Source organism: Streptomyces sp. MMG1533 (assembly GCF_001279775.1).
Taxonomy (GTDB): Bacteria; Actinomycetota; Actinomycetes; order Streptomycetales; family Streptomycetaceae; genus Streptomyces.
Window position 1 is genome coordinate 1 of the sequence record NZ_LGDG01000074.1, and the last position, 25,989, is coordinate 25,989.

The window sequence follows — 25,989 nt, forward strand, 5'->3', positions numbered from 1 at the left end:
GCGTCCACCTCTCCGAGGAATTCCAGCTCCACCCCGAACAGTCCACCGACGCCATCGTCATCCACCACCCCGAAGCCAAATACTTCAACGCACGCTGAGCCAAGCCCTCGCCCGTACACGGATGAGGGCATGGACGGAGTTGCGGCATAAGCTCGTGTTCGGGCAACGCCGGATGCTGTTGCCCCTTGTGGCCCGGCAGACTGAGAGAGAAGAGTGATCAGGGTGTTTTCGCAGGTCATCGGGATGACCAGGACTGCGGGGTAGGGCTTAAGTGCACATCGTCATCATGGGCTGCGGGCGAGTGGGTTCGGCCCTCGCCCAGACCCTGGAGCAGCAGGGGCACACGGTCGCCGTGATCGACCAGGACCCCACCGCCTTCCGGCGACTGGGCTCCGGGTTCGGCGGCCGTCGTGTCACCGGCGTCGGCTTCGACCAGGACACCCTGCGCGAGGCGGGCATCGAGGAGGCCGGCGCCTTCGCCGCGGTCTCGAGCGGGGACAACTCGAACATCATCGCCGCGCGCGTCGCCCGCGAGATGTTCGGCATCGAGAACGTCGCGGCCCGTATCTACGACCCGCGGCGTGCCGAGGTGTACCAGCGCCTGGGCATCCCGACCGTGGCGACCGTCCGCTGGACGGCCGACCAGATGCTGCGCCGCCTGCTGCCCTCGGGTGCCGAGCCGCTGTGGCGCGACCCCACCGGCGGCGTCCAGCTCGCCGAGGTGCACACCGCCACGTCCTGGGTGGGCCAGCGGATCAGCCGTCTCCAGGAGGAGACCGGCGTGCGCGTGGCGTTCCTGACCCGGCTCGGCGAGGCGATCCTGCCCACCTCGCAGACGGTGTTGCAGGAGGGCGACCTGGTGCACGTGATGATGCGCACCGACGAGGTCGACAAGGTCGAGGCGGCGTTCGCCAAGGGTCCCGAAGAGGAGGGCGGTCACTGATGAGGGTCGCCATTGCCGGTGCCGGCGCGGTCGGCCGCTCGATCGCGGGCGAGCTGCTGGAGAACGGTCACGAGGTCCTTCTCGTCGACAAGGCGCCGACCGCCATCTCGGTCGAGCGTGTCCCCCAGGCGGAGTGGCTGCTGGCCGACGCCTGCGAGATCACGTCCCTGGACGAGGCGGCGCTCCAGCGCTGCAACGTCGTGATCGCCGCGACCGGCGACGACAAGGTCAACCTGGTCGTCTCCCTGCTGGCGAAGACGGAGTACGGCGTTCCGCGCGTCGTCGCCCGGGTGAACAACCCGAAGAACGAGTGGCTGTTCAACGAGTCCTGGGGCGTGGACGTCGCCGTCTCCACCCCGCGCCTGATGTCGGCGCTGGTCGAGGAGGCGGTGAGCGTAGGTGACCTGGTCCGGCTGCTCCGCTTCAGCCACGGCGACGCCAACCTGGTCGAGTTGACCCTGCCGGAGGAGTCGGCCCTGGCCGGCACCCAGGTCGGCGACGTCGAGTGGCCGCAGGACACGTCCCTGGTGACGATCATCCGCGGCACCCGTGTGCTCACCCCGTCCCAGGAGGACTCCCTGGAGGCGGGCGACGAGCTCCTCTTCGTGGCCGCCCCGGCCCGCGAGGAACAGCTGGAGGACCTGCTGTCGGTGCGCCGGGACGACACGGTGAGCTGATCCCTCCGGGGGTAACGACGAGGAAGGGCGCCCCGAACACTCGGGGCGCCCTTCCTCGTCGTACGGGCTACGCCTACCGGCGGTGCCGGCCCGCTGTCGACTCGTCGTGGTCCTGCGCGGAGGCCGCCGTGCGTTCCTGCTCCGCGCGCTCCTGCGCCTCCATCTCGGCGAAGACGTCGATGGGAGCCGGTGCCTTCGCCAGGAACACCCACGTCAGGTAGACGGCCAGCAGGAACGGCGGGATCTTGAGGGCGATCAGGACCCAGCCCAGCTGGGTCGTGTCGGCCCACCAGTACAGCGGGAACAGGATCGCGCACTTGGCGAGCAGGATCAGGCCCCAGGCCCAGCTGGCCTTGGCGTACGCCTTCTTGCGGCCCGGGTTGCGGGTGCGCCAGGAGAGGTTCTCCTTGAAGACCGGGCCGAGGATCAGGCCGATCAGCGGGACGCCGCAGAGGGTCGTGATGATGTAGGCGAACCCCAGGCCCAGCGTGTAGAGCATGCCGGGGAGATAGAAGTCCTTGGCGTTGCCGGTCATCATCGCGAAGACGACACCGAAGGCCACGCCGAAGACACCGCTGAAGGCGTGCTTGACGGTGTCCCGCATCGCCAGCCGGACCACGACCAGCAGCAGGGACACACCGAGGGCGGCGATCGCCGACAGGTGCAGGTCCTTGTTGATCGTGTAGATCGTGACGAACAGGAGGCCGGGCACGACGGTCTCGACCATGCCCCGCACGCCGCCGAAAGCTTCGAAGAGCGCGGCCTCGGTCACCGCCCGGGCGTCCGGCTGCTCAGTGACTTCGGTGTCTTGTGTCGGCTTGTCGAGCGACGTCACCGGCTACTCCCGTCCGAGGGGTCTGAGTTCGTATTTCGGGTTGAACAGCACCCGGCGGCCCCGGCTCATCGAGACCCGGCCCGATGCGATCAGCTTGCGGCCCGGTTCTATCCCCACGATGGAGCGCCTGCCGAGCCACACCACGTCCAGCGCGGCGGAGCCGTCGAACAGCTCGGCCTCCAGGGCCGGGACTCCCGCGCGCGGGCGCAGGGTGACCGTGCGCAAGGTACCAGTAACGGTGACGACCTGGCGGTCGTGGCAGTCACCGATGCGCGTGCAGCCGGCGGTCGCGGTGTCCTCCCGCAGCTCCTCGGACTCCAGGTCCTCCTGCGACGAGGAGAGCCGGTCGAGCATGCGCCGGAACCGGCCCACCGGCTTCTCGGAACGAGGAACAGCACTCATATCTGAAGCGTACCGGGGCCCACCGACAGCTACGTACCCCCGGTGCTAGCGCTCGAACCGGTACCCCATGCCGGGTTCCGTGATGAAGTGCTTGGGATGCGAAGGATCCGCCTCCAGCTTGCGCCTGAGCTGCGCCATGTAGACCCGCAGGTAGTTCGTCTCCGTCCCGTACGACGGCCCCCACACCTCCTGGAGCAGCTGTTTCTGGCTGACCAGGCGGCCGGTGTTGCGCACCAGCACCTCCAGCAGATGCCACTCCGTGGGTGTCAGCCGTACGTCCTTCCCGTGCCGCCGGACCTTCTTCGCGGCCAGGTCGACGGTGAACTCGTCGGTCTCGACCAGCGCCTCGTCCTCGCCGCCCCCGGTGGGTTCGGCGCGGCGGACGGCGGCGCGCAGCCGGGCGAGCAGCTCGTCCATGCCGAAGGGCTTGGTGACGTAGTCGTCGGCGCCGGCGTCCAGCACCTCGACCTTCTCGTCGGAGGAGTGCCGGGCGGACAGCACGAGGATCGGCACGCGGGTCCAGCCGCGCAGGCCCTTGATCACCTCGACGCCGTCCATGTCGGGCAGGCCCAGGTCGAGGACCACCACGTCCGGGTGGCGGGCGGCGGCGAGTTCGAGGGCTGTGGCGCCGTCGTGCGCCGCGTCGACCTCGTACTTGCGCGCCCTGAGGTTGATCACGAGGGCACGCACGATCTGCGGCTCGTCGTCGATCACCAGCACCCGGGTCATGTGACCTGCCTCTCGGGTCGTAAGGGGTGAAGAAGCTCCTCGGGGTGAAGCAGCCGCTCGGGGCTCGATCCTGCCGCCCGGAGCGTGAGGACCATGGTGAGGCCGCCCCCGGGCGTGTCCTCGGCGTTGAGGGTGCCGCCCATCGTCTCGGCGAAGCCGCGCGCGACCGCCAGGCCGAGTCCCACCCCGGCCCCGCGCGGGGCATCGCCGTAGCGCTGGAAGGGCTCGAAAATGCGCTCCTTGGCCTCGTCGGGGACGCCAGGACCCCGGTCGACCACCCGCACCTCCACCCGGTCCGCGATCGCGCTGGCGGACACCAGGACGGCCTTGCCCGCCGGGCTGTACTTCACGGCGTTCTCCACCAGGTTGGCCACCGACCGCTCCAGCAGCCCGGGGTCCACGGCGACCATGGGCAGCGTCTCCGGAATGTCCAGGTCGGCGGTGCCTTCGGGCACTCCGCCGAGCGCCATCGGCACCACCTCGTCGAGGTCGATCTCCCGGATCAACGGGGTGACCGTGCCGGTCTGCAGCCGTGACATGTCGAGCAGATTGCCCACCAGGTGGTCGAGCCGGTCGGCGCCGTCCTCGATGCCTTCCAACAGCTCAGCCTGGTCCTCCTCGGACCACGCCACGTCGTCGGACCGCAGCGACGAGACGGCCGCCTTGATCCCGGCCAGTGGCGTACGGAGGTCATGACTCACGGCGGCCAGCAGCGCGGTGCGGATCCGGTTTCCCTCGGCCAGCGCGCGGGCCTGGTCGGCCTCCTCCTGGAGGCGCCGCCGGTCCAGCACCACCGCGGCCTGGGCGGCGAAGGCGGCCAGCACCCGCTGGTCCTCGGCGGGCAGGACGCGGCCGGTCAGCGCGAGCGCCATGTGGTCCCCCACCGGCATGTCGACATCGGCGTCCTCCGGCCGCTCCACGGGCCGCCCGAGGCCGACCCGGCCCGCGCAGGTCCACGGGTCGACGTCGCTCTCCCGCTCCAGCAGGGCCGCCGACTCCATGCCGAAGGTCTCGCGGACCCGCTCCAGGAGCTCCTCCAGACCGGTCTCGCCGCGCAGTACGTTGCCCGCGAGGAAGGACAGGATCTCCGACTCGGCGCGCAGCCGGGCCGCCTGATGGGTGCGGCGGGCGGCGAGGTCGACCACGGAGGCCACCGACACTCCGACGCCCACGAAGATCGTGATGGCGACGATGTTCTTGGGGTCGGCGATGGTCCAGTGGTGCACGGGCGGTGTGTAGAAGTAGTTCAGCAGCAGGGAGCCCACCGCAGCCGAGGCCAGCGCGGGCAGCAGCCCGCCGAGCAGGGCCGCCGCCACCACGACCGTCAGGAACAGCAGCATGTCGTTGGCGAGGCCGAGGTGGACGGTGTTGAGCAGGACGGCCATGATCACCGGGCCGGCCACGCCGACCAGCCAGCCCCAGATGATCCGGGCCCGGCCGAGCCGTGCGCCCCGGGCGACCGGCAGGCCGCGCCCCTTGGCGACCTCCTCGTGGGTGACGATGTGCACGTCGAGGTCGGGCCCCGACTCCCGGGCCACGGTCGTACCGACGCCGGGTCCGAAGACGTACTGCCAGGTCTTGCGGCGCGAGGAGCCGAGGACGATCTGGGTGGCGTTCACCCCGCGCGCGAAGTCCAGCAACGCGACCGGTATGTCGTCGCCGACCACGTGGTGGAAAGTGCCGCCCAAGTCCTCGACCAGGGTCCGCTGGACGGCCAGTTCCTTCGGGGAGGCCGAGGTCAGCCCGTCACTGCGGGCTATGTAGACCGCCAGCACCTCGCCCCCGGCGCCCTTCTCCGCCAGCCGTGCCGCACGGCGGATCAGCGTCCGCCCCTCCGGGCCACCCGTCAGCCCGACCACGATCCGCTCCCGCGACCCCCAGATCTTCGACACCCGGTGATCGCTGCGGTACTGCTTCAGATGCGCGTCGACCTGGTCCGCCACCCACAGCAGCGCCAGTTCCCGCAGCGCGGTCAGGTTGCCGGGCCGGAAGTAGTTCGAGAGCGCCGCGTCCACCTTGTCGGGCTGGTAGATGTTGCCGTGCGCCATCCGGCGGCGCAGTGCCTGTGGCGACATGTCGACCAGCTCGATCTGGTCGGCCCGCCGCACCACCTCGTCCGGCACCGTCTCCCGCTGCCGCACCCCCGTGATCGACTCGACCACGTCCCCCAGCGACTCCAGATGCTGGATGTTGACCGTCGAGACCACGTCGATCCCGGCCGCCAGGAGTTCCTCCACGTCCTGCCACCGCTTGGCGTTGCGCGAGCCGGGGATGTTGGAGTGGGCGAGTTCGTCCACCAGAGCGACGGCGGGGGCCCGCCGGAGCACGGCATCGACGTCCATTTCGGTGAAGACCCCGCCTCGGTACTCCAGCTCCCGGCGCGGGATCTGCTCCAGGCCGTGCAGCATCACCTCGGTGCGCGGCCGCCCGTGACACTCCACGAAGGCCACCACGCAGTCGGTGCCGCGCTCGACCCGCCGGTGCGCCTCGGACAGCATCGCGTACGTCTTGCCGACGCCCGGTGCCGCACCGAGGTGGATCCGAAGCTTGCCGCGTCCCATGGCCTCATTGTCTTCCGGTCACTGCTGCCTACGCAGCGTCGACCTTACGGCCAATAATCGCGACAAAAGGGGTCGGCTGCCGTCCGCGGACCGTCTTTGACGCAACCCTGACGCCCGGAGGCGTCACCTCTCGACGATCTCCCCGTCGCTCAGCTCCAGAACCCGGTCGGCCAGGTCCAGCAGGTTCGCGTCGTGCGTGGCGACGAGCGCGGTGACCTGCTCACTGCGTACGACGGCACGCAGCAGCTCCATCACGGCGTGACCGGTCTCCGCGTCCAGCTGGCCGGTCGGCTCGTCGGCGACGAGGAGCGAGGGGCTGTTGGCAAGGGCGCGGGCGATGGCGACCCGCTGCTGCTGGCCGCCGGACAGCTCGCCGGGCCGCTGCTGCGCGTGGTCGGCGAGTCCGACCAGGGACAGCAGCAGCTCGACACGCTCCTCCCGCTCGCGCGGGTCCGCCCGGCGCAACCGCATCGGCACACCGACGTTCTCCGCGGCCGTGAGGATCGGGATGAGCCCGAAGGACTGGAAGACGAACCCGATACGGTCCCGGCGCAGCGCGAGCAGCCCGTCCTCGCCCAGCTCCGCGAGGTCGAGCCCGTCGACCGTGACCTGTCCCTCGTCGGGTACGTCGAGCCCGCCGACGATGTTGAGGAGCGTGGTCTTCCCGGACCCCGAACGCCCCTTGAGGGCGACGAGTTCGCCGCGCGGCACCTCGAAGGAGACCCCGCGCAGGGCGTGGACTGCGGCGGCCGAGTCGCCGTACGACTTACGGACGTTCTCGACGCGCACCATGGTCTCGGTGACCACCTGAGTCATGCATCCTCCCCCGTGGACCGGGCGCCAGTATCACCAACCGGCGCCCGGCAGTTCAACGGTTCAGCTCGGACTGTCCCCGTGGGTGAGCGTTTCCCGGGCCACGAAGAGGCTGTTGCCGCCGGCCGGGCGGTCGAGCGACATCCCTGTGCGGTCCGCGTACGACAAGGGCCGCACCCCCTGGGCGGGGTGCGGCCCTTGTCGCGTCTGTCTAGCGGACCTCGGTGATCTCCGGTCCGCGCTGCAACTGGCCCATGCCGCCGGAGAAGCGCGAGGTGCCGTCGTCCTGCTGGACGTTCTCGGGCACCATCTGCGCGTCGTTCGGCAGCTTCAGGACGATCGGGTCGCGAGGCGCCATCGGGCCCTCACCGCGGACCACGACCGTGTCCCGGAAGATCTGCTCCAGCAGGCCCGCGGCCTGCGGCTGTACCGCGCCCTGGCCCGAGATGACACCGCGCAGGAACCAGCGCGGGCCGTCCACACCCACGAACCGCACCACCTGGAAGCCGCCCGTGCCGTCCGGCAGCTGCACCGGCACCTGTGCACGCAGCTCCCAGCCCAGCGGACCCTCGACCTCGTCGACGATGCCGCCCTGCTGGGTGATGCCCGACCCGATCTCCTCGCGCACCTCGCCCCAGATGCCCTCGCGCTTGGGAGCGGCGAAGGCCTGCAACTGGATGGCGCTGTCCCGCAGGACGACGGTCGCCGCGACGATCGCGTCGCCCGCGACCTCGACCCGCAGCTCCATGCCGTCGACGCCGGGCACGAACAGACCGCCCAGGTCCACGCGGCCCTCGGCCGGGTCACGCACCTCGGAGTCGTCCCAGGGCCCGTCGGGCCGCGGCTCCGGCTCCAGCCTCACGCGGGGGCGCCCGCCCTCGTCCTCGACCTTGTCGTCCGCCTCAGTGTCGACACCGTCGACGACCTGCTCGGGCTCGCCGGCCGCGTCCTCGGCGGCACCCTTCTTCTTGCGACGTCCGAACACGTCACTGTCCTTCCCGGTCGGATACGACCGAAGCGTATCGATTCCCACCCGTAGCGCCGCCGTCGGCGGCCTGACCGCTTGTGCTGTTTGTGCTGCTCGAGCCACCCACAGCCGCATGGCCGCCGGTGGACCCGAAGCCCCCCTCGGCCCTAGCCGAGTCGGGAAGTTCCGCGACCTCCTGGAAGCGGACCCTCTCGACCTGCTGGACGACCAGTTGGGCAATCCGGTCGAAGCGCTCGAACCGCACGGACTCGCGCGGGTCGAGATTCACCACGATCACCTTGATCTCCCCACGGTACCCGGCATCAACCGTCCCCGGGGCATTCACGAGAGCGACACCGCAGCGGGCGGCGAGGCCGGATCGGGGGTGCACGAAGGCCGCGTACCCCTCCGGGAGCGCCACAGACACCCCCGTGGGCAGCACGGCCCGTTCTCCCGGCTTCAGTTCGCGGCTCTCGGTGGTGCGCAGATCGGCTCCCGCGTCACCGGCATGTGCGTACGCCGGAAGCGGCACGTCGGGGTCGACGCGGCGGATCAGCACGTTCACGGGGTCACGGCTCACGGGTTCACCTCGAAGGCACGGGCACGCCGGACCTGGTCCGGGTCGTTCATGGCGGCCTGGATCTCCTCCTGGCGGCCGTTCTCGACGAAGTGGTCGACCTTCACCTCGATGAAGAGGGCGTCGGCGCGGACGGCGACCGGCCCGTCGGGGCCGCCGATGCGTCCGGTGGCGGTCGAGTAGATCTTCCGCCCCGCCACCGCAGTCACCTCGGCCGCCAGGTGCAGTGTCGTACCGACGGGCACGGGCCGTACGAAGTCCGTCTCCAGCCGCCCGGTCACCGCGATCGTCCGCAGCAGCCAGTTCAGCGAGCCGAGGGTCTCGTCGAGGGCGGAGGCGAGCACGCCACCGTGCGCGAGGCCCGGAGCGCCCTGATGGGCGGACTGCACGGTGAACTCGGCCGAGATGGTGACACCCTCGCCGGCCCGCGCCTGGAGGTGCAGCCCGTGCGGCTGCTCGTCGCCACAGCCGAAGCACTGTTCGTAGTGCGCCCCGAGGAGCTCACCGGGCGCGGGAGCGTCCGGGTGCCGCACGGGTTTCACCGCGTCGGCGGGAGGCTTAAGAGCTGCGGAAGTACCACTCACAGCCGCAGACCTTACCCGCGCGTCGGCCGGTTCCCGACACCGTGCCAAGCTTGGCCTCATGCAGCTCTCCGCCACCCCGTACGAAGAACGCCTCACCGCACCCCGCTCCTGGTGGCTGATCTCCTTCCTGGTCGGGGTCTCGATGGCGTTGATCCTGCTGCCCTTCGGCACGCTGCCGCTGCTCGGCGGCCTGGTCGGCGGGACGGCCGTGGCGGCGGTCGTGGCCAGCTCGTACGGCTCGCCGCGAATCCGCGTCGTGGGCGGCTTCCTGATCGCGGGCGAGGCGAAGATCCCGGTGACGGCCCTGGGCGAGGCGGAGGTCCTGGACCCGGAGGAGGCGCGCGCCTGGCGCACGTACAAGGCCGACACCCGCGCGTTCCTGCTGCTGCGCGCCTACATCCCCACCGCGCTGCGTGTGGACGTCACGGACCCGGCCGACCCGACGCCGTACCTGTACCTGTCGACGCGTGAGCCCGAGCGGCTGGCGGAGGCACTGAAGTCGGCGCGCGCGGCGGCCTAGAGGCCGGCGTAGAACACCCGGGCGGGGCTTCACTCGGAGTCCCGTGGCGGGGCTTCTCCGAGGCGGGCCAAAATCTTTTTCACCGCCGCGCAAAAATTTCGTCAGGGCCTGATTTCTTTGCCTCCGCGCCCGATCCCCTTCGAAATGTCCCCGATTTTGAGCGGATTCTCGGGGTGCTCCAGCGGGGGCAGTTCGGCAAGCGCGTCCCAAGGCACCTGGATCTTCCGGAGATCCTTCCGGATCCGCTCCGCAAGTCTTCTCGTGTCCCGGCGGTTCATGACCGCCCCGACAGTCGCGCCGACCAGGAACGGCATCAGGTTCGGCAGGTTGCGCACCATGCGCTTCATGATCTGCTGCCGCATCTGTTGCTTCATACGGCTGTTGAGCGCCGTGCCCACCGTGGACGGCTTGGTGACATCGATGCCGCGCTCTCCCGACCAGGAGTCGAGATACGTGGTGCTGCGCTGCTTGAGATTGCCCGGCGGCCGTACGCCGTAGACCTCGTAGAGTTCGGCGATCAGTTTGAGCTCGATCGCTGCGACGCCGGTGATCTCGGCGGCCAGTTCCGTCGGCATGGCGGGCGGCACGGGCAGCATGGCCACCGCCCCGATACCCGCTCCGACCGTCGCGGTGGCGCCCGCGGCGCCGGCCACGAGCTTGTCCGCGAGCTCCTCGGGCCCCAGCCCGGGGAACTGCCTGCGAAGCGCCGCGAGGTCCCGTACGGGGATCCGCGGGGCGTTGTCGATGATCCGGTCGGCGAGGTACGCCAGACCCGCCCTGGCCCGGCTACCGCCCTTGCGGACGCCTTCCCGGGCCTTGTCCCGGATCACCACGGCCCGTCGCCTGGCGACGGGCGCGGGGGTCTCGGCCGGTGCCGGCGGGTCGGCCCGGCCGGCCACCGGTTCGAGCGAGGCCGATCCCTTGTCGGATGAGCCCCGCTCGTCGTCACGCGCGCCGAGCCGCCCTTCGGACGGCTCCTGGTCCGCTCCCGGTCGGTGGGAGCGGCGCTTCCGGGGAGGGGTCGAGCCAGTCACGGCCGACCCGCCCTCAGTCGCAGTCGCGGCAGATCGGCTGACCGTTCTTCTCTCGGGCCAGCTGGCTGCGGTGGTGCACCAGGAAGCAGCTCATGCAGGTGAACTCGTCCTGCTGCTTGGGCAGCACCCGGACGGCCAGCTCCTCGTTCGAGAGGTCTGCGCCGGGCAGTTCGAGACCCTCTGCGGCTTCGAATTCGTCGACATCCACTGCGGAGGTCGACTTGTCGTTCCGTCGGGCCTTCAGTTCTTCAAGGCTGTCCGAGTCGACGTCGTCGTCGGTCTTGCGTGGGGTGTCGTAGTCGGTTGCCATGTCGCTCTCCCCCTCTGGGTGTCTGCAGTGTCTCCAGCGCACGTAACGCGTGAGAGGCCGGACTTGTGCCCGACCCGAGGCGGAGATTTTGCCTCACATCAAGGTCTGTTACTCAATCGACACCCAACCGGACTCCTCATGAGTGATCGGGTTGGATGGCGATCGGGACCGTACACGGTCCGAATCCCGCACTTCAAAGGCGTCTCACCGTGTACTTCCCGTGATCAGGACCCCCGAAAACCCGGATTTTCCCGGCTTTACGACAGGGTGCATGATCACTGAGAGTAGATGGCCGGAAATTCGTCCTTGTGATCGATCACACACCGGGTTGTCCGGAAGGCGGCCTGGAAATTCCGCGCAAAGCGAACATCCCTGTGTGTTGGATCGTGTGCGGGGGCCATGATCTCAGACGGGAAGGGTCACCCGCATCACGAGCCCACCTCCCTCACGCGGCTGAGCCGAGATGTGGCCGCCGTGCGCCCGGGCCACGGACCGGACGATGGACAGACCGAGTCCGACGCCCTTGTCGCTGCCCGTGCGCTCGGTACGCAGCCTCCGGAACGGCTCGAAGAGGTTGTCGATCTCGTACGCCGGCACCACCGGGCCCGTGTTGGACACCACGAGCACCGCCTGGCCGTGCTGGACCTCCGTCGTCACCTCGACCCAGCCGCCCTCGGGCACGTTGTACCGCACGGCGTTCTGCACGAGGTTCAGGGCGATCCGCTCCAGCAGCACGCCGTTGCCCTGGACGACCGCGGGCTTCTGCTCGCCGCGGATCACCACTCCCTTGGCCTGCGCCTCGCCGTGCACCTGGTCGACCGCCTGCTCGGCCACCTCGGCGAGGTCGACCGGCTTGCGCTCGACGATCTGGTTGTCGCTGCGGGCGAGCAGCAGCAGCCCCTCGACGAGCTGCTCACTGCGCTCGTTGGTGGCCAACAGCGTCTTGCCGAGCTGCTGCAGCTCCATCGGGGCGTTCGGGTCGGACAGGTGCACCTCGAGGAGCGTGCGGTTGATCGCGAGGGGCGTTCTCAGCTCGTGCGAGGCGTTGCCGACGAAGCGCTGCTGCGCCGTGAACGCCCGCTGCAGCCGCTCCAGCATCTCGTCGAACGTGTCGGCCAGCTCCTTGAGCTCGTCGTCCGGGCCGTCCAGCTCGATACGGCGGGACAGGTCCGAGCCCGCCACCGCGCGCGCGGTGCGGGTGATCCGGCCGAGCGGCGACAGCACGCGGCCTGCCATGGCATAGCCGAACGCGAAGGCGATCACGGCGAGACCGAGCAGGGCCAGCAGGGAGCGGCTGAGCAGGTTGTCCAGGGCGACCTGGCGCTGGTGGTCGATGCAGGCACTGATGGCGGAGTTGAACTCGGGGAGCGTCAGGTTGCTGGCGTTGTTGACGGCCGGGCAGTTGTCGCTGGTGACCTTGATCGCGTCGCCGTCCGCGATCTTGAACAGCGGCTCGTTGCCCGTGTTCAGCGCCTGCGCGGCGAGCAGATAGATGATCGACAGCAGCAGGATGCCGGCGATCAGGAACATGCCGCCGTACAGCAGCGTGAGCCTTATCCGGATGGTCGGGCGCAGCCACGGGAAGGGCGGCTCCGGCCTTCGGGGGTCCCAGGTGGGCTTCGGGGGCGCCTGGGGCGGCGCCGGGGACGCGGCCACGGCCGATCAGATCCGGTAGCCGGAGCCGGGGACGGTCACGATGACGGGCGGCTCACCGAGCTTGCGGCGCAGGGTCATGACGGTCACCCGCACGACGTTGGTGAACGGGTCGGTGTTCTCGTCCCACGCCTTCTCCAGGAGCTGCTCGGCCGAGACGACCGCGCCCTCGCTGCGCATCAGCACCTCCAGGACGGCGAACTCCTTGGGCGCCAGCTGGACTTCCTTGCCGTCGCGGAAGACCTCGCGGCGGTTCGGGTCGAGCTTGATCCCGGCGCGCTCCAGGACGGGCGGCAGGGGCACGCTGGTGCGCCGGCCGAGGGCACGCACGCGTGCCGTCAGCTCGCTGAACGCGAAGGGCTTGGGCAGATAGTCGTCGGCGCCGATCTCCAGGCCTTCGACACGGTCGCTGACGTCGCCGGATGCCGTGAGCATCAGCACGCGGGTGGGCATGCCGAGTTCGACGATCTTGCGGCAGACGTCGTCGCCGTGCACGAGAGGGAGGTCACGGTCGAGGACGACCACGTCGTAGTCGTTCACGCCGATGCGTTCCAGGGCGGCCGCACCGTCGTACACGACGTCGACGGCCATGGCCTCCCGGCGCAGTCCGGTGGCCACCGCATCGGCGAGCAGCTGCTCGTCCTCGACGACGAGTACGCGCACGTCGCTTGTCCTTCCTGTGTCCACCCGCGTAGCGCTTCTGGGGCCCGCGGGCAGGGGGGTTGGTGAGTGTGTTGGCCTCCATCCTGCCCTTTTCGGTCATAAGTCGGCTGTAAGGCGGGTGAGCACGGGCTGAAGGACAGGTATGAGGCCGGGGAATGCGAGATTTTCTCGACGGGTTGAGGTTTCCGTGGAAGAGAGCGGGGGGAGGACGGCTTTACACCCCGCGATCACGCTCTGCATGTGCCGCACCACCATGCGGCACGCCGCGATCCGCTTTCCGCAGAGTGGGCGTGGGTGTCCGGCACCGTCGCCGCCCAGCACCGGGCAGCGCTGGGCACCTACTGGAGACGTGATCGCCCCTTCCGAACGGCACACCCCCGTGCCATCGACCCACGACCCAGGACGAGGGGGCGCAGCATGGACGCATTCACCACAGGACTTCGGCAGCGCATAAGGGCGACCGAGTCCGACCTGACGCGGGCTCGCGACGAGGGCGACGACTTCCTCGTCGAGGTGGAACAGGCCGAACTCGACGACCTGCGCCGCCTCGCCGCCGAACACGGTGTGGAGGTCGGCGCGTCGCGCGTCTGATCAGCTCATAACGCATGACAACGGGACCCCTGGCGAATCCAGCGCCGGGGGTCCCGCTGTTTGCCGGTTCGCCCGGCAGCCAGGGCCCGCCAAGACCCACTGGCCCGACACCGGCCGAGGCGCCCCGTCGGCGAACGAGCCCTTCAGTCGTGCCAGGCGCCGAAGTCCTCCAGGAGGCGCTGGAGGGGCTCGAAGACGCCCGGGGTGGCCGCGACCGTCAGGGCGTGTGCGGGGCGCTCTCCGGGGCGTCCACCGGTCAGGACGCCCGCTTCCCGGGCGATCAGGTCGCCTGCGGCGAGGTCCCAGGGGTGGAGGCCGCGTTCGTAGTAGCCGTCGAGGCGGCCGGCGGCCAGGTCGCACAGGTCGACTGCGGCCGAGCCGCCGCGGCGGATGTCACGCAACAGCGGGATGAGTTTGCGGGCGACCTCGGCCTGGTGGACGCGGACGTCGGTGACGTAGTTGAAGCCCGTCGAGACCAGGGCCTGCTCCAGGGGCGGCGCGGGGCGGCAGGCGAGCCTGCGTTCGCCGTCCCAGGCGCCGGTCGCCCAGGATCCGCCGCCGCGTACCGAGTGGTACGTCTCGCCGCGCATCGGCGCCGCGACGACCCCGACGACGGTCTCGCCGTCCTGCTCGGCGGCGATGGAGACGGCCCAAGTGGGCAGTCCGTACAGATAGTTGACCGTGCCGTCGAGCGGGTCGATCACCCAGCGGACGCCGCTGGTGCCCTCGGTGGAGGCGCCTTCCTCGCCGAGGAAGCCGTCGTCCGGGCGGTGCTCGGAGATCAGGTCCGTGATCAGCTTCTCCGCCGCGATGTCCATCTCGGTGACCACGTCGATGGGGCTGGACTTGGTGGCGGCGACCGCCAGGTCGGCCGGACGGCCGTCCCGCAGCAGCACACCGGCGCGGCCGGCGGCCTCCTGGGCCAGCCTCAGCAGTTCCGCGTGCAGGGGGTCGGTCACAGCGCTCCTCACGCGTAGGGGCTGTCGGCGCCCGCGGCGGCGGGGCGGGGGGCACGGGCCGGGCAGCAGCCCACCGGGCAGAGGTTGTGATCGGCGCCCTGGGCGCCCAGGGCGCACGGCGTGACCTTCTGCCCATGCTCGACGGCGGCCCGCTCCAGGACGAGGTCGCGGATCGCGGCGGCGAACCGCGGGTCGGCGCCGACGGTGGCCGAGCGGCGGACCGGCAGGCCCAGCTCCTCGCCCTTGGCCTTCGCCTCCGTGTCGAGGTCGTACAGGACCTCCATGTGGTCGGAGACGAAGCCGATGGGCGCCATGACGACCGCCGGGGCCCCGGCCGCGTGCCGCTCCTCCAGGTGGTCGCAGATGTCGGGCTCCAGCCACGGGATGTGCGGGGCGCCGGAGCGGGACTGGTAGACGAGCTGCCAGGGGTGGTCGACGCCGGTGCGCTCGCGGACGGCGTCGGCGATCAGCTGCGCGACGTCCAGGTGCTGCCTGACGTAGGCGCCGCCGTCGCCGTGCTCCTCGACCGGGCCGGAGGTGTCGGCGGAGGCGATCGGGATCGAGTGGGTCGAGAAGGCGATGTGGGCGCCGTCCCGGACGTCCTCGGGGAGGTCGGCGAGGGACTGGAGCACGCCGTCGATCATGGGCTCCAGGAAGCCCGGGTGGTTGAAGTAGTGCCGCAGCTTGTCGATCTTCGGCAGCTCCAGGCCCTCGGCCTCCAGGGCGGCCAGCGCGTCGGCGAGGTTCTCGCGGTACTGGCGGCAGCCCGAGTAGGAGGCGTAGGCGCTGGTGGCTAGGACCAGGATGCGGCGGCGGCCGTCGGCGACCATCTCGCGCAGGGTGTCGGTCAGGTAGGGCGCCCAGTTGCGGTTGCCCCAGTAGACCGGCAGGTCCAGGCCGTGGTCCGCGAAGTCCTTGCGGAGGGCGTCCAGGAGGGCGCGGTTCTGGCCGTTGATCGGGCTGACCCCGCCGAACAGGAAGTAGTGCTGACCGACTTCCTTGAGGCGTTCCTTGGGGATACCGCGTCCCCGCGTCACGTTCTCCAGGAACGGGACCACGTCATCGGGTCCCTCGGGGCCGCCGAACGAGAGCAGGAGCAGGGCGTCGTAGGGGGTGGCATCGAGCGCGTCTGGCATGAGTAGATCCTGCCACCCGTCTCTGACAGCCGGGAAACGGCGGGTGACGTGCAGGGTTTTCCGTCCGGCCGCCCCAGGTGCGTTAGGGTCACCTAACTCGTAAGCTGTATCTGCGGCATTCGCGCCTTACTGAGCCGTCCCGTCCTCTGTCCGACCGGAGACCCCGTGCCCAGCCCCTACCGCGCCCTGTTCGCCGCCCCCGGCTCCAAGGGCTTCTCCGCCGCGGGCTTCCTCGGCCGCATGCCGCTGTCGATGATGGGCATCGGCGTGGTCACGATGGTCTCGCAGCTGACCGGACGGTACGGGCTGGCCGGCGCGCTGTCGGCCACCATCGCGCTCGCCGCCGCGGTGGCGGGTCCACAGGTGTCGCGGCTGGTGGACCAGTACGGGCAGCGGCGGGTGCTGCGTCCGGCGACGCTGATCTCGCTCGTCGCGGCGGCGGGGCTGCTGTTCGCGGCGCACTACGAGTGGCCGGACTGGACTCTGTACGTGTTCAGCGCCGGCATCGGCTGTGTGCCGAGCATCGGCGCGATGATCCGCGCGCGCTGGGCGGCTCTGTACCGGGACACCCCGCAGCTGCACACCGCGTACTCCTTCGAGTCGGTGATCGACGAGGTCTGCTTCATCTTCGGGCCGATCATCTCCATCGGTCTGTCCACGATCTGGTTCCCGGAGGCGGGGCCGCTGCTCGCCGCCTGCTTCCTGGCGGTCGGCGTCTTCTGGCTGACCGCACAGCGCGCCACCGAACCCGCACCGCACCCGCGCGCGCACCAAGGCGGCGGCACGGCCATGCACGCCCCCGGCCTCCAGGTCCTGGTGGCCACCTTCGTGGCGACCGGCGCGATCTTCGGGGCGGTCGACGTCGTCACCGTGGCCTTCGCCGAGGAGCAGGGCCACAAGGGTGCGGCGAGCCTCATCCTCGCGCTGTACGCGGCGGGCTCCTGCGTCGCGGGGCTCGTGTTCGGGCTGATGCGCTTCAAGGGGGCCGCCGAACCTCGCTGGTTGCTGGGCATATGCGCGATGGCCGTGAGTATGATCCCCCTCCTACTGGTCGGAAACTTGCCGTTTCTGGCCGTGGCGCTGTTCGTTGCGGGCCTGTCCATCGCTCCCACGATGATCACGACGATGTCCCTGATCGAACAGCACGTACCACGCGCGCAACTGACCGAGGGCATGACCTGGGTGAGCACCGGGCTCGCGGTCGGGGTCGCGCTCGGCTCCTCGGTGGCCGGCTGGGTGATCGACGCCGCCGGTGCGCGGACCGGGTACGGGGTTCCGGCGGTGTCCGGGGCCGTCGCGGTCGCGGTCGGTTTCCTCGGGTTCCGCCGGCTCAGCAGGCCGGTTCCGCATCGGGGAGGCACCGTTGAGCAGCACAGCGAGCGGGAAGAACGGCACGTGGCGTAACTGGGGCGGCAACGTCGCCGCCCGTCCCGCGCGGGAGGTCACTCCCGCCTCGGTCGACGAGCTGGCGGATGCCGTACGGAAGGCTGCCGAGGACGGGCTGAAGGTGAAGGCCGTCGGCACCGGGCACTCCTTCACGGCGATCGCCGCCACCGACGGTGTGTTGATCCGCCCTCAACTGTTGACCGGCATCCGCACCATTGACCGGGACGCCATGACGGTCACGGTCGAGGCCGGCACCCCGCTCAAGAGGCTCAACATGGCCCTGGCCCGCGAGGGCCTGTCGCTCACCAACATGGGCGACATCATGGAGCAGACGGTCTCCGGGGCCACCAGCACCGGCACCCACGGCACCGGCCGCGAGTCGGCCTCGATCGCCGCGCAGATCAGGGCCCTGGAGCTGGTCACCGCGGACGGGTCGGTGCTCGCCTGTTCCGAGAAGGAGGACCCCGAGGTCTTCGCGGCCGCCCGAATAGGGCTGGGCGCCCTCGGCATCGTCACCGCGATCACCTTCGCCGTGGAGCCGATCTTCCTGCTCACGGCCCGCGAGGAGCCGATGCCCTTCGACCGGGTCGTCGCCGAGTTCGACCAACTGTGGGCCGAGAACGAGCACTTCGAGTTCTACTGGTTCCCGCACACCGGCAGCACCAACACCAAGCGCAACAACCGCAGCGCGGGCCCGGAGAAACCGGTGGGGCAGCTCGCCGGCTGGTTCGAGGACGAGTTCCTCTCCAACGGCGTCTTCCAGGCCGCCCAGTGGGTCGGCCGCGCGGTGCCCGCCACGATCCCGTCGATCGCGCAGATCTCCAGCAAGGCCCTGTCCGCGCGGACCTACACCGACATTCCCTACAAGGTCTTCACCTCGCCGCGCCGGGTGCGTTTCGTGGAGATGGAGTACGCCGTCCCGCGCGCGGCCGCGACCGAGGCGCTGCGCGAGCTGAAGACGATGGTGGACCGCTCGGGCCTGCGGGTCAGCTTCCCGGTCGAGGTGCGCACCGCGCCGGCCGACGACATCACGCTCTCCACGGCATCGGGCCGCGACACTGCGTACATCGCCGTCCACATGGTCAAGGGGACGCCGTACCAGGCGTACTTCACCGCCGCGGAACGGATCCTGACCGCGCACGAGGGCCGCCCGCACTGGGGCAAGGTGCACACGCGCGACGCCGAGTACTTCGCGGGGGTCTATCCCCGCTTCGGAGAGTTCACCGCGCTGCGGGACCGGCTTGATCCTGAGCGTCGGTTCCAGAACGACTACTTGCGGAGGGTGTTGGGGGCGTAGTCGAGGGGCTGGGGGCGAAGGACGAGGCCCGCCAGCCCCTCGGCCGTTTCCGGCTCCCGACCCGCGCGCGGTAGACCGCGCCCTCGGCGAACTCGCCGGGAACGGACGGCGCTTGAAGAAGTTGGCTCAAGTTCAGCTTTTTCCCGTCCCCTCCGACTCCGCGTCCGTGCCGGACCTTTCACGCACACCGGGACCTTGCCGACCTTTCCCGAACCGGTCAACCAACTGCACGAGAAAGGGACATACGAACGAAACCAATAGTTCCGTTTCTGGTGATTGCGTGAAGCAGGCCACGCTCAAGATCCGGAAATCCGCGCCACCGCAGCCGAGTTCCACCCCTTGCCAGAAGTTGGGCGGCGCGCCAATCCACGCACGTGGCCCGAATGGAGTACTGTTGCGAGCCCTGGGTCAGGTCTCCCTCCTGGGCGTCCGTGGCCTTCAAGGACCGCCTGGAGGGGGCTAGTTGCACAGGGTGACGGAGTTGGTCACTTAGCGTTGCGAATAGGTAACCGTGCCATAACGGCGGTCCAGGGCCCGCGCCCGACACGCCGGGCAACTCGGCAAGGTTGTGGCAGGCTGCACCCGGGCAGGCCACACTCGACTAGCGGAAGCAGCGACGCACGTGACGTCGGCAGGCACCACCCGGGAGGTCCCCATGCCCGAACTGCGTGTCGTGGCCGTCTCGAATGACGGCACACGGCTGGTGCTGAAGGCTGCGGACAGCACGGAGTACACGCTTCCGATTGACGAGCGTCTGCGCGCCGCCGTCCGCGGCGACCGTCCCCGCCTTGGCCAGATCGAGATCGAGGTGGAGAGCCATCTCCGCCCCCGCGACATCCAGGCACGTATACGCGCCGGTGCGACCGCGGAAGAGGTCGCACAGATGGCCGGTATCCCCGTCGACCGCGTGCGGCGCTTCGAGGGTCCCGTGCTGGCGGAGCGCGCGTTCATGGCCGAGCGGGCCCGGAAGACTCCGGTCCGCCGCCCCGGCGAGAACGCGGGCCCACAGTTGGGCGAGGCCGTCCAGGAGCGGCTGACCCTGCGCGGCGCCGAGAAGGACACCGTCCAGTGGGACTCGTGGCGCCGCGACGACGGCACCTGGGAAGTCCTGCTGGTCTACCGGGTCGCGAGCGAACCGCACTCGGCGAGCTGGACGTACGACCCGCCCCGACGGCTCGTCCAGGCGGTCGACGAGGAGGCGCGCTCGCTGATCGGCGAGTCCGAAGACCTCGCCGCCTCGCCGGAGCCCAGCTTTCCCTTCGTACCGCGCATCGCACGGCTGCCGCGCGACCGTCCGCTGGACCGTGCCCTCGACCGGGAGCGGCCGAGCCTGCCGGCGCCGCCGCCCGAGCCCGCCGAGGAAGGCACGAGCGCGACTGCGAGTGCGAGCGAGCGGGACTCGCTGACCAGCCTGTTGGAGGCGGTGCCGAGCTTCCGGGGCGACCTGGTGGTCCCGGAGCGGCCGTCGGAGACCCCCGAGGCGGAGGAGGAACCCGCCCCGGAGCCCGAGACCGAGGAGCCCCCGGCTCCCGCGGCCTCGGCCGGTTCCGCCTACGCGGACGTCCTCATGCCCCGGTCCGTCGGCAGCCACCGCGACCGTCTCATCGGCTCCACCGACCGCCAGGCCGAGGCGGACGGCGTCCGCCCCGGACGCCGGGCGGCGGTCCCGAGCTGGGACGAGATCGTGTTCGGGACGCGGCGGAAGAAGCAGGAGTAGTCGACGTACGACATCGGGAGGGGCCCGCGCCAGTCGGTGCGGGCCCCTCCCGTCGTACGCCTACCGGGGGTCGGGGCCCACGGCGACGGGGCGCGACGGGTCCGACGACCACTCCGACCAGGAGCCGACGTACAGCGCGGCCGGGATGCCCGCCACCGCCAGTGCCAGCACCTGGTGCGCGCCGGAGACGCCGGAGCCGCAGTAGACGCCGACCTCCGAGCCGTCGGTGGCGCCCAGGGTCTTGAAGCGTTCGGCCAACTCCTCGGCGGGCAGGAAACGTCCGTCCGCCGTCACGTTGTCCGTCGTGGGCGCGGAAACGGCGCCCGGAATGTGCCCGCCGACCCGGTCGATCGGCTCCGCGTCACCCCGGTAGCGCTCCCCCGCCCGTGCGTCCAGCAGTACGCCGGAGCGCGCCAGTGACGCCGCCTCGTCCGCGTCGAGCAGGCCGGTCGGAGCCGGCGCCGGCCGGAAGTCCCCGGCGGCCGGCTCGGGCGTGTCCGCCGACAGCGCGCCCTGCCAGGCCGGCAACCCGCCGTCGAGGACACGCACGTCCGGGTGACCCGTCCAGCGCAGGAGCCACCAGGCGCGGGCGGCCGCCCAGCCCTGTCCCCCGTCGTACACGACCACCGGCGTCCCCGGCGAGACGCCCGCCCGCCGCATGGCGGCGCCGAACTCCGCGAGGTCGGGCAGCGGGTGCCGCCCGCGCTCGCCGGGCGCGGAGGCGAGCTCCCGGTCCAGGTCGACGTAGACGGCGCCCGGAATGTGCCCGGCCGCGTACTCGGCACGGCCGTCGAACAGGGGTTCCCCGGCCGCCTTGGCCACGCTCAGCTGCCAGCGGACGTCGAGCAGCACCGGCGGGTGGCCCGCCGCCAGGTCGCTCGCGAGTTCGGATGCGGAGATGATGGCGTTCATGGCCACCATCCTTGCGCACGGGGTGGCCGCATCGTTCGTGTCCGGCTACTCTGCTCGGCCGGACAGGCCCGATCACGAGGCGTACGGGATCGGGCACATGCTGTACAGCCGATCGCCACCCGTCGGTCATCCCGCGGAAGCGGACGCGCGACCGCGAGGCGGGCATTCTCCGGTCACGGGCCGGCGCACGGCGGCGCGCCCGGAGCGCGTGGCACCACGGCGGGTGCGAGCATCGGCACGGGGGTCCGTCAGAGCGGAAGCGACACGGCACCGCGAGGGGCCGAGGAGAGAGTGACGATGACCGAGGCAAGGGGGTCGACCGGCCCGAACGGCGAGACACACGCTCGTCATGTGCCCGGCACGCCCTGCTGGGTGAGTCTGATGGTGCACGGGATGGCGGCGACCCAGGAGTTCTACGGTGCACTGTTCGGCTGGGAGTTCCAGCCGGGCCCGCAGCAGCTGGGCCCCTACGTCCGGGCCCTGCTCGACGGACACGAGGTGGCCGGCATCGGTCAGTTGCCGCCCGACCGCCACCTTCCCATCGCCTGGACGCCCTATCTCGCCTCGGACGACGTGGATCTGACGGCCGAGACGGTACGGCTGTGCGGTGGCACGGTCGGGGTGGGGCCGCTGGACGCCGGAGACGCCGGACGGCTGGTGATCGCTTCCGACCCGGCGGGCGCGGTCTTCGGCGTCTGGCAGGCGGCGGCACACCTCGGCACGTCCATCGCCGGCGTCCCCGGCACACCGACCTGGCACGAGCTGCTGACCTTCGAGTCCGCGAGCGTCGCCAAGTTCTACGAGACGGTGTTCGGTTACGAGGAGGAGCCGGTGGTCTCCGCCGACTTCGACTACGTCACCCTGCACATCGCCGACCGCCCCGTCGCCGGCATCCACGGCGTGGGAAGCACCCTGCCGCGGGACCGCGGGCCGCACTGGATGACGTACTTCGAGGCCGCCGACACGGACGACGCGGTCGCGCTTGTGCTGGACCTGGGCGGCCATGTACTCATGTCGCCCCGCGACAGCGCACACGGGCGGGTGGCGACGGTGGCGGATCCGGAAGGCGCGTGGTTCTCGCTGATCCAGGGGGTGCGCTGAGACGGGGGCTGCGGACGTGCCGGGACTCGCGCCGGACGCCGGCACGGCCGCCCAACTCGCGGGAAGACGCCGTCCGGCGTCAGGCGAGCCCGTTTCCCAGCAGTCGCACCGAGCCGTCGGCCGGCGAAACGTGCCGGCCCGCGTCGGCGCCGAGTTCGCCCGCCGCTTCTTCGGCGGCGAACTCGCACTCGCGTCCAACACGGATTGCGTACCGAGGTGTTCGCCGCGATGCAGCGCTACGACGGGGTGGGACGGGACGAGTTGCGCACCGGTCAGGTCGTCTCCCGGGCCAACAGCAACCTGCAGCAGATCCAGATCGTGCTCGGCATGCTCCCCATCCCGATCGGGGTCAGCGCCCAGTTCGCCGTCTCCGTGGTGGCCATGCTGTGGCTGTCCCCGCCGCTCGCCCTAGTCACTCTGGTCACCCTGACCGTGGTGCCCGCGCTCGCCTTCACCGCGGCCCGCAGCCGGGTCCGCCTGGTGCCCGCGAACCGGGCCACGCAGGCCCAGGCGGCCACGATCGCCGAGCACGTCGAGGAGACCGTCACCGGCGTGCGCGTGGTCAAGGGCTTCGGGCAGGAGGACGCCGAGGCTCCGCGCTGCCCGCGGCCGGTCAGGTCGGCGCCCTCGCCCTGGGCGGCTGGCCGACCCTGCACGGCAGCATCGACGTCGGTACGTTCCTCACTTCGCGGGGTACTGACGCTGCTCGCGGGCGCGGCGCGGCTGCTCTCCAACTTCACCGTCACCGCACAACAGGCCCGGGCAGCCTCCGAACGCGTTCACGAAATCATCGACGCCAAGCCCGACATCACCGATCACCCCCACGCCAGGGACCTCCCCGACGGCCCGCTGGAGCTCGAACTGCGCGACGTCACCTGCCGCGAGGCGCCGTACCACCGTCGTCGTCGCCCACCGCACGACCACGGCGGCCCGCGCCGACCGCATCGTCGTCCTCGACCACGGCCGGGTCGTCGAACAGGGCTCCCACGATGAGCTGTTGGCGGCCGACGGGGCGTATGCCCGGCTCTGGCGACACGGGGCTGGCAACGCGCCAGCCCCTCTTTCGGGAGTGACCCGGCCCTGAAGCCCCTCGCCCTCGCCCGCCGTCTAGCGGGCGAGGGCGGCCGAGGAACTGGTCATCCGGCGGCGGTGGTGGCGTCGGCACAGCACCTCGTAACCGACCTCCGCCGCCGGGCGGTTCACATCGCCCACGACGACCTGCTCGCCCTCCACCACCATCTCGCCGCCCACGGTGCGGGCGTTGTGCGTGGCGCGCGCACCGCACCAGCACATGGCTTCCACCTGGAGCGCCTCTATCCGGTCCGCCAGCTCGATCAGACGCTGCGAGCCGGGGAACAGCTTGGTGCGGAAGTCGGTGGTGATGCCGAAGGCGTAGACGTCCAGGCCCAGGTCGTCCACCACGCACGCCAGTTGGTCGATCTGCTCGGACGAGAGGAACTGCGCCTCGTCGACGATCAGGTAGTCGACCTTGCAGCCCTGCTCGATCTCGGCCACGACGTAGCCGAACAGGTCCATGTCCGGCCCGGCCTCGACCGCCTCGGTCACCAGACCGAGCCGCGAGGACAGCTTCCCCTCGCCCGCGCGGTCGTCGCGTGTGAAGATCACGCCCTGGAGGCCGCGGGCCGAGCGGTTGTGCTCGATCTGGAGAGCCAGCGTGGACTTCCCGCAGTCCATCGTTCCGGAGAAGAACACCAGCTCGGGCATGGCGAGTCGAGCACCTTTCAGCACAGGGGAAACAGGGGCGGGTGAAGCGTCAGGAGCGTACTTCGAGCAGCGGGACCAACTGCTCGGCAGGGGTCATCGAACCGTGGTTGCCGACCATCGCCGACTCCTTGGGCTCCCGCTCCGAGGCGATGATGAGCACGTCGTCGCGGGCGGCGGCGACCACGTCGCCGAGGCGGCCGTACACCCGCTGGTCGACCTGGTCGGGCCGGCCGAACCAGCCCGCCGCGATCGCCTCGTCCCGCGAGGCCACCCAGAACTGCTCGCCGAGAACCTCGCGCCAGCAGGTCAGGACGTCGTTCTCGGCGCCCGGCACCGCGTACACATGGCGGGCGCGGCCCTCGCCGCCCAGCAGGGCGACCCCGGCGCGCAGCTCCCAGTCCTCGTCGAAGTCGATGCGGTGCTGCTCGTCGAAGGGGACGTCGATCATGCCGTGGTCGGCGGTGACATAGAGCGCGGAGTTCGGCGGCAGCTGCTCGGCGAGCCGCTGGACCAGCCGGTCGACGTACATGAGCTGGCCGCGCCAGTTGTCCGAGTCGACGCCGAAGCGGTGGCCGGCGCCGTCGAGTTCGGCGTAGTACGTGTAGACCAGGGAACGGTCCGCGGCGGCCAGCTGCTCGGCCGCGAGATCCATGCGGTCCTCGCCGGACAGCCGCCCGTGGAACGTTCCGCCACTGAGCGCGACCTTGGTCAGCGGGGTGTTCTCGAAGGTCGGGGACGACACCTGGGCGGCGTGCACCCCCGCCTCGTGGGCCAGCTGGAAGACCGTGGGGTACGGCTGCCAGATCTTCGGCGAGGTCCAGGGCTGCCAGCGCAGCTGGTTCATCAGCTCGCCGGTGTCCGGATTGCGCACGGTGTAACCGGGCAGGCCGTGGGCGCCGGGCGGGCGGCCGGTGCCGACGGAGGCGAGGGAGGTGGCGGTGGTGGCCGGGAAGCCGGTGGTCAGGGGTCGGCCGGTGCCGCCGCGCGAGCTGCCGAGGAGCGAGGTCAGGAAGGGCGCCTCGTCCGGGTGCGCCCTCAGCTGTTCCCAGCCGAGGCCGTCGATCAGGAACACGCAGTTCCGGTCGGCGGCGGTGAGCTCCGCGATGGCGGCGGTCATGCCGGGTACGGCCATGCCCGCCGCCAGCGTGGGCAGCAGGTCGGCGAGGGAGCCGGTGCCGTACTCGGGGGCGGGCGCGGAGGCGGGGGCGAGCGGCTGCGGGTGGTGGTCCCAGGCCGAGACGGGCTGTGCCATCAGCGGGTGACGTCCGCGGTCGCCTCGGAGATGGCCTGGGCGAAGGCGAGCGCCTGGCGCACCGTCTCCGGGCCGTCCCCGGCCTCGCTCACGCGCAGGCTCAGGTCGTCCGCCGTCGAGCTGCCGGTGTAGCCGTGGTCGGCCTCGCAGTTGGGATCACCGCAGGCGGCGGGTTCCAGGTCGAGGCGGGAGACGGCGCCCCACCCGATGGTCAGCACGACCTCCCGGGGCGGCGTGCCCGGCACGTACTGCTCCGGGTTGGCGACCACTCGGCTGACCACCACCGACGAGATCCGGCCGAGCTTCACGGATTCGGTGGAGGTGGTGGCGTACGGCGTCGGAGAGGTGGTGTCGGCAGCCTGCTCGTCGGTGTGGCTGACGATGAAGCGGTTGCCGGTGAGGACGAGGACGGTCACATGCCGCCGCACCTCGTTCTGGTCGAACGTGGTCTCCTGGTGGACCAGGTACGACCGGATGGTGTCGCCGCCCACGGCGGCCTCCACCGCCTCGGCCACGAGGGCCGGGTAGTAGCCGCTGCGTTCGATCGCCGCTCGCAGCCCCTGGGTCGTCGTACTGGTCTTGGCCATGACGTCCATCCTACGGGGACCCACTGACTGCGAGGCACCGCTCCGTGCCGGGGAAACG

At 70.8% G+C, this 25,989-nt stretch carries 26 protein-coding genes and 2 pseudogenes; 10 read left to right on the forward strand and 18 right to left on the reverse strand.

Annotated features, from left to right (window positions below; all coding sequences use genetic code 11):
* Positions 1–271 precede the first annotated feature (271 nt).
* Positions 272–943, forward strand: a complete 672-nt coding sequence (locus ADK57_RS10630) for a potassium channel family protein (protein ID WP_053749146.1) — start codon at positions 272–274, stop codon at positions 941–943.
* Positions 943–1,620, forward strand: coding sequence for a potassium channel family protein (locus ADK57_RS10635; protein ID WP_053749147.1), 678 nt, complete (start codon positions 943–945; stop codon positions 1,618–1,620). Before ADK57_RS10630 ends, ADK57_RS10635 begins: the two co-directional genes overlap by 1 nt.
* A 73-nt stretch (positions 1,621–1,693) precedes the next feature.
* On the opposite strand, the gene ADK57_RS10640 is transcribed toward ADK57_RS10635, so the two are convergent.
* The 8 genes from ADK57_RS10640 to ADK57_RS10675 form a co-directional block, all read right to left on the reverse strand.
* Positions 1,694–2,455, reverse strand: a complete 762-nt coding sequence (locus ADK57_RS10640; protein WP_053749148.1) for a DUF3159 domain-containing protein — start codon at positions 2,453–2,455, stop codon at positions 1,694–1,696.
* Positions 2,456–2,458: 3 nt separating this feature from the next.
* Positions 2,459–2,857 carry an OB-fold nucleic acid binding domain-containing protein gene (locus ADK57_RS10645; RefSeq protein WP_053749149.1) on the reverse strand — a complete coding sequence of 133 codons (399 nt, stop codon included), beginning with the start codon at positions 2,855–2,857 and terminating at the stop codon, positions 2,459–2,461.
* Positions 2,858–2,902: 45 nt separating this feature from the next.
* Entirely contained in the window at positions 2,903–3,586 is a 684-nt protein-coding gene (locus ADK57_RS10650) for a response regulator (RefSeq protein ID WP_053749150.1), read from the reverse strand.
* Positions 3,583–6,147, reverse strand: coding sequence for a sensor histidine kinase (locus tag ADK57_RS10655; RefSeq protein ID WP_053749151.1), 2,565 nt, complete (start codon positions 6,145–6,147; stop codon positions 3,583–3,585). Before ADK57_RS10655 ends, ADK57_RS10650 begins: the two co-directional genes overlap by 4 nt.
* A 123-nt stretch (positions 6,148–6,270) precedes the next feature.
* A complete protein-coding gene (locus ADK57_RS10660) occupies positions 6,271–6,963 on the reverse strand; it encodes an ABC transporter ATP-binding protein (protein WP_053749152.1) in 693 nt (230 codons plus the stop codon).
* Positions 6,964–7,171: 208 nt separating this feature from the next.
* On the reverse strand, positions 7,172–7,945 hold the full coding sequence (locus ADK57_RS10665; RefSeq protein WP_053749153.1) for a DUF3710 domain-containing protein: 774 nt from the start codon (positions 7,943–7,945) through the stop codon (positions 7,172–7,174).
* Position 7,946: 1 nt separating this feature from the next.
* Positions 7,947–8,507 (reverse strand): dUTP diphosphatase, encoded by a 561-nt coding sequence (dut, locus tag ADK57_RS10670; protein WP_053749154.1) that lies wholly within the window; start codon positions 8,505–8,507, stop codon positions 7,947–7,949.
* Positions 8,504–9,088 (reverse strand): PaaI family thioesterase, encoded by a 585-nt coding sequence (locus ADK57_RS10675; protein ID WP_053749155.1) that lies wholly within the window; start codon positions 9,086–9,088, stop codon positions 8,504–8,506. The genes dut and ADK57_RS10675 overlap by 4 nt, the downstream gene beginning before the upstream one ends.
* Positions 9,089–9,146: 58 nt before the next feature.
* On the opposite strand from ADK57_RS10675, the gene ADK57_RS10680 reads away from it, so the two are divergent.
* Positions 9,147–9,608 carry a DUF3093 domain-containing protein gene (locus tag ADK57_RS10680; protein ID WP_053749156.1) on the forward strand — a complete coding sequence of 154 codons (462 nt, stop codon included), beginning with the start codon at positions 9,147–9,149 and terminating at the stop codon, positions 9,606–9,608.
* Between the two features lie 101 nt (positions 9,609–9,709).
* Here ADK57_RS10680 and ADK57_RS10685 read toward each other — a convergent pair whose 3' ends face one another.
* The 4 genes from ADK57_RS10685 to ADK57_RS10700 form a co-directional block, all read right to left on the reverse strand.
* The gene (locus ADK57_RS10685) at positions 9,710–10,642 is read right to left on the reverse strand and encodes a hypothetical protein (protein ID WP_053749157.1); all 933 of its coding nucleotides are present in this window, start codon (positions 10,640–10,642) and stop codon (positions 9,710–9,712) included.
* 13 nt (positions 10,643–10,655) lie between these two features.
* Entirely contained in the window at positions 10,656–10,952 is a 297-nt protein-coding gene (locus tag ADK57_RS10690; RefSeq protein WP_005481602.1) for a DUF4193 domain-containing protein, read from the reverse strand.
* A 405-nt stretch (positions 10,953–11,357) separates the two neighbouring features.
* A complete protein-coding gene (locus tag ADK57_RS10695; protein ID WP_053749158.1) occupies positions 11,358–12,608 on the reverse strand; it encodes a sensor histidine kinase in 1,251 nt (416 codons plus the stop codon).
* A gap of 6 nt (positions 12,609–12,614) precedes the next feature.
* Positions 12,615–13,268, reverse strand: coding sequence for a response regulator transcription factor (locus tag ADK57_RS10700; RefSeq protein ID WP_007385219.1), 654 nt, complete (start codon positions 13,266–13,268; stop codon positions 12,615–12,617).
* A 417-nt stretch (positions 13,269–13,685) separates the two neighbouring features.
* Between ADK57_RS10700 and ADK57_RS50420 the strand changes: the two genes are divergently transcribed.
* Positions 13,686–13,859, forward strand: coding sequence for a hypothetical protein (locus tag ADK57_RS50420; protein ID WP_199830532.1), 174 nt, complete (start codon positions 13,686–13,688; stop codon positions 13,857–13,859).
* A gap of 143 nt (positions 13,860–14,002) precedes the next feature.
* On the opposite strand, the gene ADK57_RS10705 is transcribed toward ADK57_RS50420, so the two are convergent.
* Entirely contained in the window at positions 14,003–14,818 is an 816-nt protein-coding gene (locus ADK57_RS10705) for an inositol monophosphatase family protein (protein WP_053749159.1), read from the reverse strand.
* Between the two features lie 8 nt (positions 14,819–14,826).
* Positions 14,827–15,954, reverse strand: a complete 1,128-nt coding sequence (locus ADK57_RS10710; protein WP_053749160.1) for a ferrochelatase — start codon at positions 15,952–15,954, stop codon at positions 14,827–14,829.
* A gap of 165 nt (positions 15,955–16,119) precedes the next feature.
* On the opposite strand from ADK57_RS10710, the gene ADK57_RS10715 reads away from it, so the two are divergent.
* The 3 genes from ADK57_RS10715 to sepH all read left to right on the forward strand — a co-directional run bounded on the left by ADK57_RS10715 (position 16,120) and on the right by sepH (position 20,354).
* Positions 16,120–17,358, forward strand: coding sequence for an MFS transporter (locus ADK57_RS10715; RefSeq protein ID WP_053749161.1), 1,239 nt, complete (start codon positions 16,120–16,122; stop codon positions 17,356–17,358).
* On the forward strand, positions 17,318–18,637 hold the full coding sequence (locus ADK57_RS10720) for a D-arabinono-1,4-lactone oxidase (RefSeq protein ID WP_053749162.1): 1,320 nt from the start codon (positions 17,318–17,320) through the stop codon (positions 18,635–18,637). Before ADK57_RS10715 ends, ADK57_RS10720 begins: the two co-directional genes overlap by 41 nt.
* 655 nt (positions 18,638–19,292) lie before the next feature.
* Entirely contained in the window at positions 19,293–20,354 is a 1,062-nt protein-coding gene (gene sepH / locus ADK57_RS10725) for a septation protein SepH (protein WP_053749163.1), read from the forward strand.
* A gap of 60 nt (positions 20,355–20,414) precedes the next feature.
* Here the strand turns inward: sepH and ADK57_RS10730 are convergent, their stop codons facing one another.
* Positions 20,415–21,266: a sulfurtransferase gene (locus ADK57_RS10730; RefSeq protein WP_053749164.1), complete on the reverse strand. Its 852-nt coding sequence runs from the start codon at positions 21,264–21,266 to the stop codon at positions 20,415–20,417.
* Between the two features lie 297 nt (positions 21,267–21,563).
* On the opposite strand from ADK57_RS10730, the gene ADK57_RS10735 reads away from it, so the two are divergent.
* From ADK57_RS10735 to ADK57_RS51020, 3 genes and pseudogenes are all read left to right on the forward strand, one after another.
* Complete coding sequence (locus tag ADK57_RS10735) at positions 21,564–22,367, forward strand: VOC family protein (protein WP_053749165.1); 804 nt, start codon at positions 21,564–21,566, stop codon at positions 22,365–22,367.
* A 201-nt stretch (positions 22,368–22,568) separates the two neighbouring features.
* Positions 22,569–22,949: pseudogene (locus tag ADK57_RS51015) on the forward strand (ABC transporter transmembrane domain-containing protein); the annotation flags it as partial.
* Between the two features lie 277 nt (positions 22,950–23,226).
* Positions 23,227–23,451 (forward strand): annotated as a pseudogene (locus tag ADK57_RS51020) (hypothetical protein); the annotation flags it as partial.
* A 23-nt stretch (positions 23,452–23,474) separates the two neighbouring features.
* On the opposite strand, the gene ADK57_RS10745 reads toward ADK57_RS51020, so the two are convergent.
* The 3 genes from ADK57_RS10745 to ADK57_RS10755 are packed head-to-tail and all read right to left on the reverse strand — an operon-like array spanning position 23,475 to position 25,940.
* Positions 23,475–24,092 carry a thymidine kinase gene (locus tag ADK57_RS10745; protein WP_053749167.1) on the reverse strand — a complete coding sequence of 206 codons (618 nt, stop codon included), beginning with the start codon at positions 24,090–24,092 and terminating at the stop codon, positions 23,475–23,477.
* Between the two features lie 49 nt (positions 24,093–24,141).
* Complete coding sequence (locus ADK57_RS10750; protein ID WP_053749168.1) at positions 24,142–25,344, reverse strand: alkaline phosphatase family protein; 1,203 nt, start codon at positions 25,342–25,344, stop codon at positions 24,142–24,144.
* A complete protein-coding gene (locus ADK57_RS10755) occupies positions 25,344–25,940 on the reverse strand; it encodes a DUF5998 family protein (RefSeq protein ID WP_053749169.1) in 597 nt (198 codons plus the stop codon). Before ADK57_RS10755 ends, ADK57_RS10750 begins: the two co-directional genes overlap by 1 nt.
* Positions 25,941–25,989 lie beyond the last annotated feature (49 nt).

What these genes read in the sequence shown, in the direction of transcription:
- ADK57_RS10635 (WP_053749147.1), top strand. Translation starts at nt 943, where the DNA reads ATGAGGGTCGCCATTGCCGGTGCCGGCGCGGTCGGCCGCTCGATCGCG.
- ADK57_RS10645 (WP_053749149.1), bottom strand. Translation starts at nt 2,857, where the DNA reads ATGAGTGCTGTTCCTCGTTCCGAGAAGCCGGTGGGCCGGTTCCGGCGC.
- ADK57_RS10650 (WP_053749150.1), bottom strand. Translation starts at nt 3,586, where the DNA reads ATGACCCGGGTGCTGGTGATCGACGACGAGCCGCAGATCGTGCGTGCC.
- ADK57_RS10655 (WP_053749151.1), bottom strand. Translation starts at nt 6,147, where the DNA reads ATGGGACGCGGCAAGCTTCGGATCCACCTCGGTGCGGCACCGGGCGTC.
- ADK57_RS10660 (WP_053749152.1), bottom strand. Translation starts at nt 6,963, where the DNA reads ATGACTCAGGTGGTCACCGAGACCATGGTGCGCGTCGAGAACGTCCGT.
- ADK57_RS10680 (WP_053749156.1), top strand. Translation starts at nt 9,147, where the DNA reads ATGCAGCTCTCCGCCACCCCGTACGAAGAACGCCTCACCGCACCCCGC.
- ADK57_RS10690 (WP_005481602.1), bottom strand. Translation starts at nt 10,952, where the DNA reads ATGGCAACCGACTACGACACCCCACGCAAGACCGACGACGACGTCGAC.
- ADK57_RS50420 (WP_199830532.1), top strand. Translation starts at nt 13,686, where the DNA reads ATGGACGCATTCACCACAGGACTTCGGCAGCGCATAAGGGCGACCGAG.
- ADK57_RS10710 (WP_053749160.1), bottom strand. Translation starts at nt 15,954, where the DNA reads ATGCCAGACGCGCTCGATGCCACCCCCTACGACGCCCTGCTCCTGCTC.
- sepH (WP_053749163.1), top strand. Translation starts at nt 19,293, where the DNA reads ATGCCCGAACTGCGTGTCGTGGCCGTCTCGAATGACGGCACACGGCTG.
- ADK57_RS10730 (WP_053749164.1), bottom strand. Translation starts at nt 21,266, where the DNA reads ATGAACGCCATCATCTCCGCATCCGAACTCGCGAGCGACCTGGCGGCG.
- ADK57_RS10735 (WP_053749165.1), top strand. Translation starts at nt 21,564, where the DNA reads ATGACCGAGGCAAGGGGGTCGACCGGCCCGAACGGCGAGACACACGCT.
- ADK57_RS10745 (WP_053749167.1), bottom strand. Translation starts at nt 24,092, where the DNA reads ATGCCCGAGCTGGTGTTCTTCTCCGGAACGATGGACTGCGGGAAGTCC.
- ADK57_RS10750 (WP_053749168.1), bottom strand. Translation starts at nt 25,344, where the DNA reads ATGGCACAGCCCGTCTCGGCCTGGGACCACCACCCGCAGCCGCTCGCC.
- ADK57_RS10755 (WP_053749169.1), bottom strand. Translation starts at nt 25,940, where the DNA reads ATGGACGTCATGGCCAAGACCAGTACGACGACCCAGGGGCTGCGAGCG.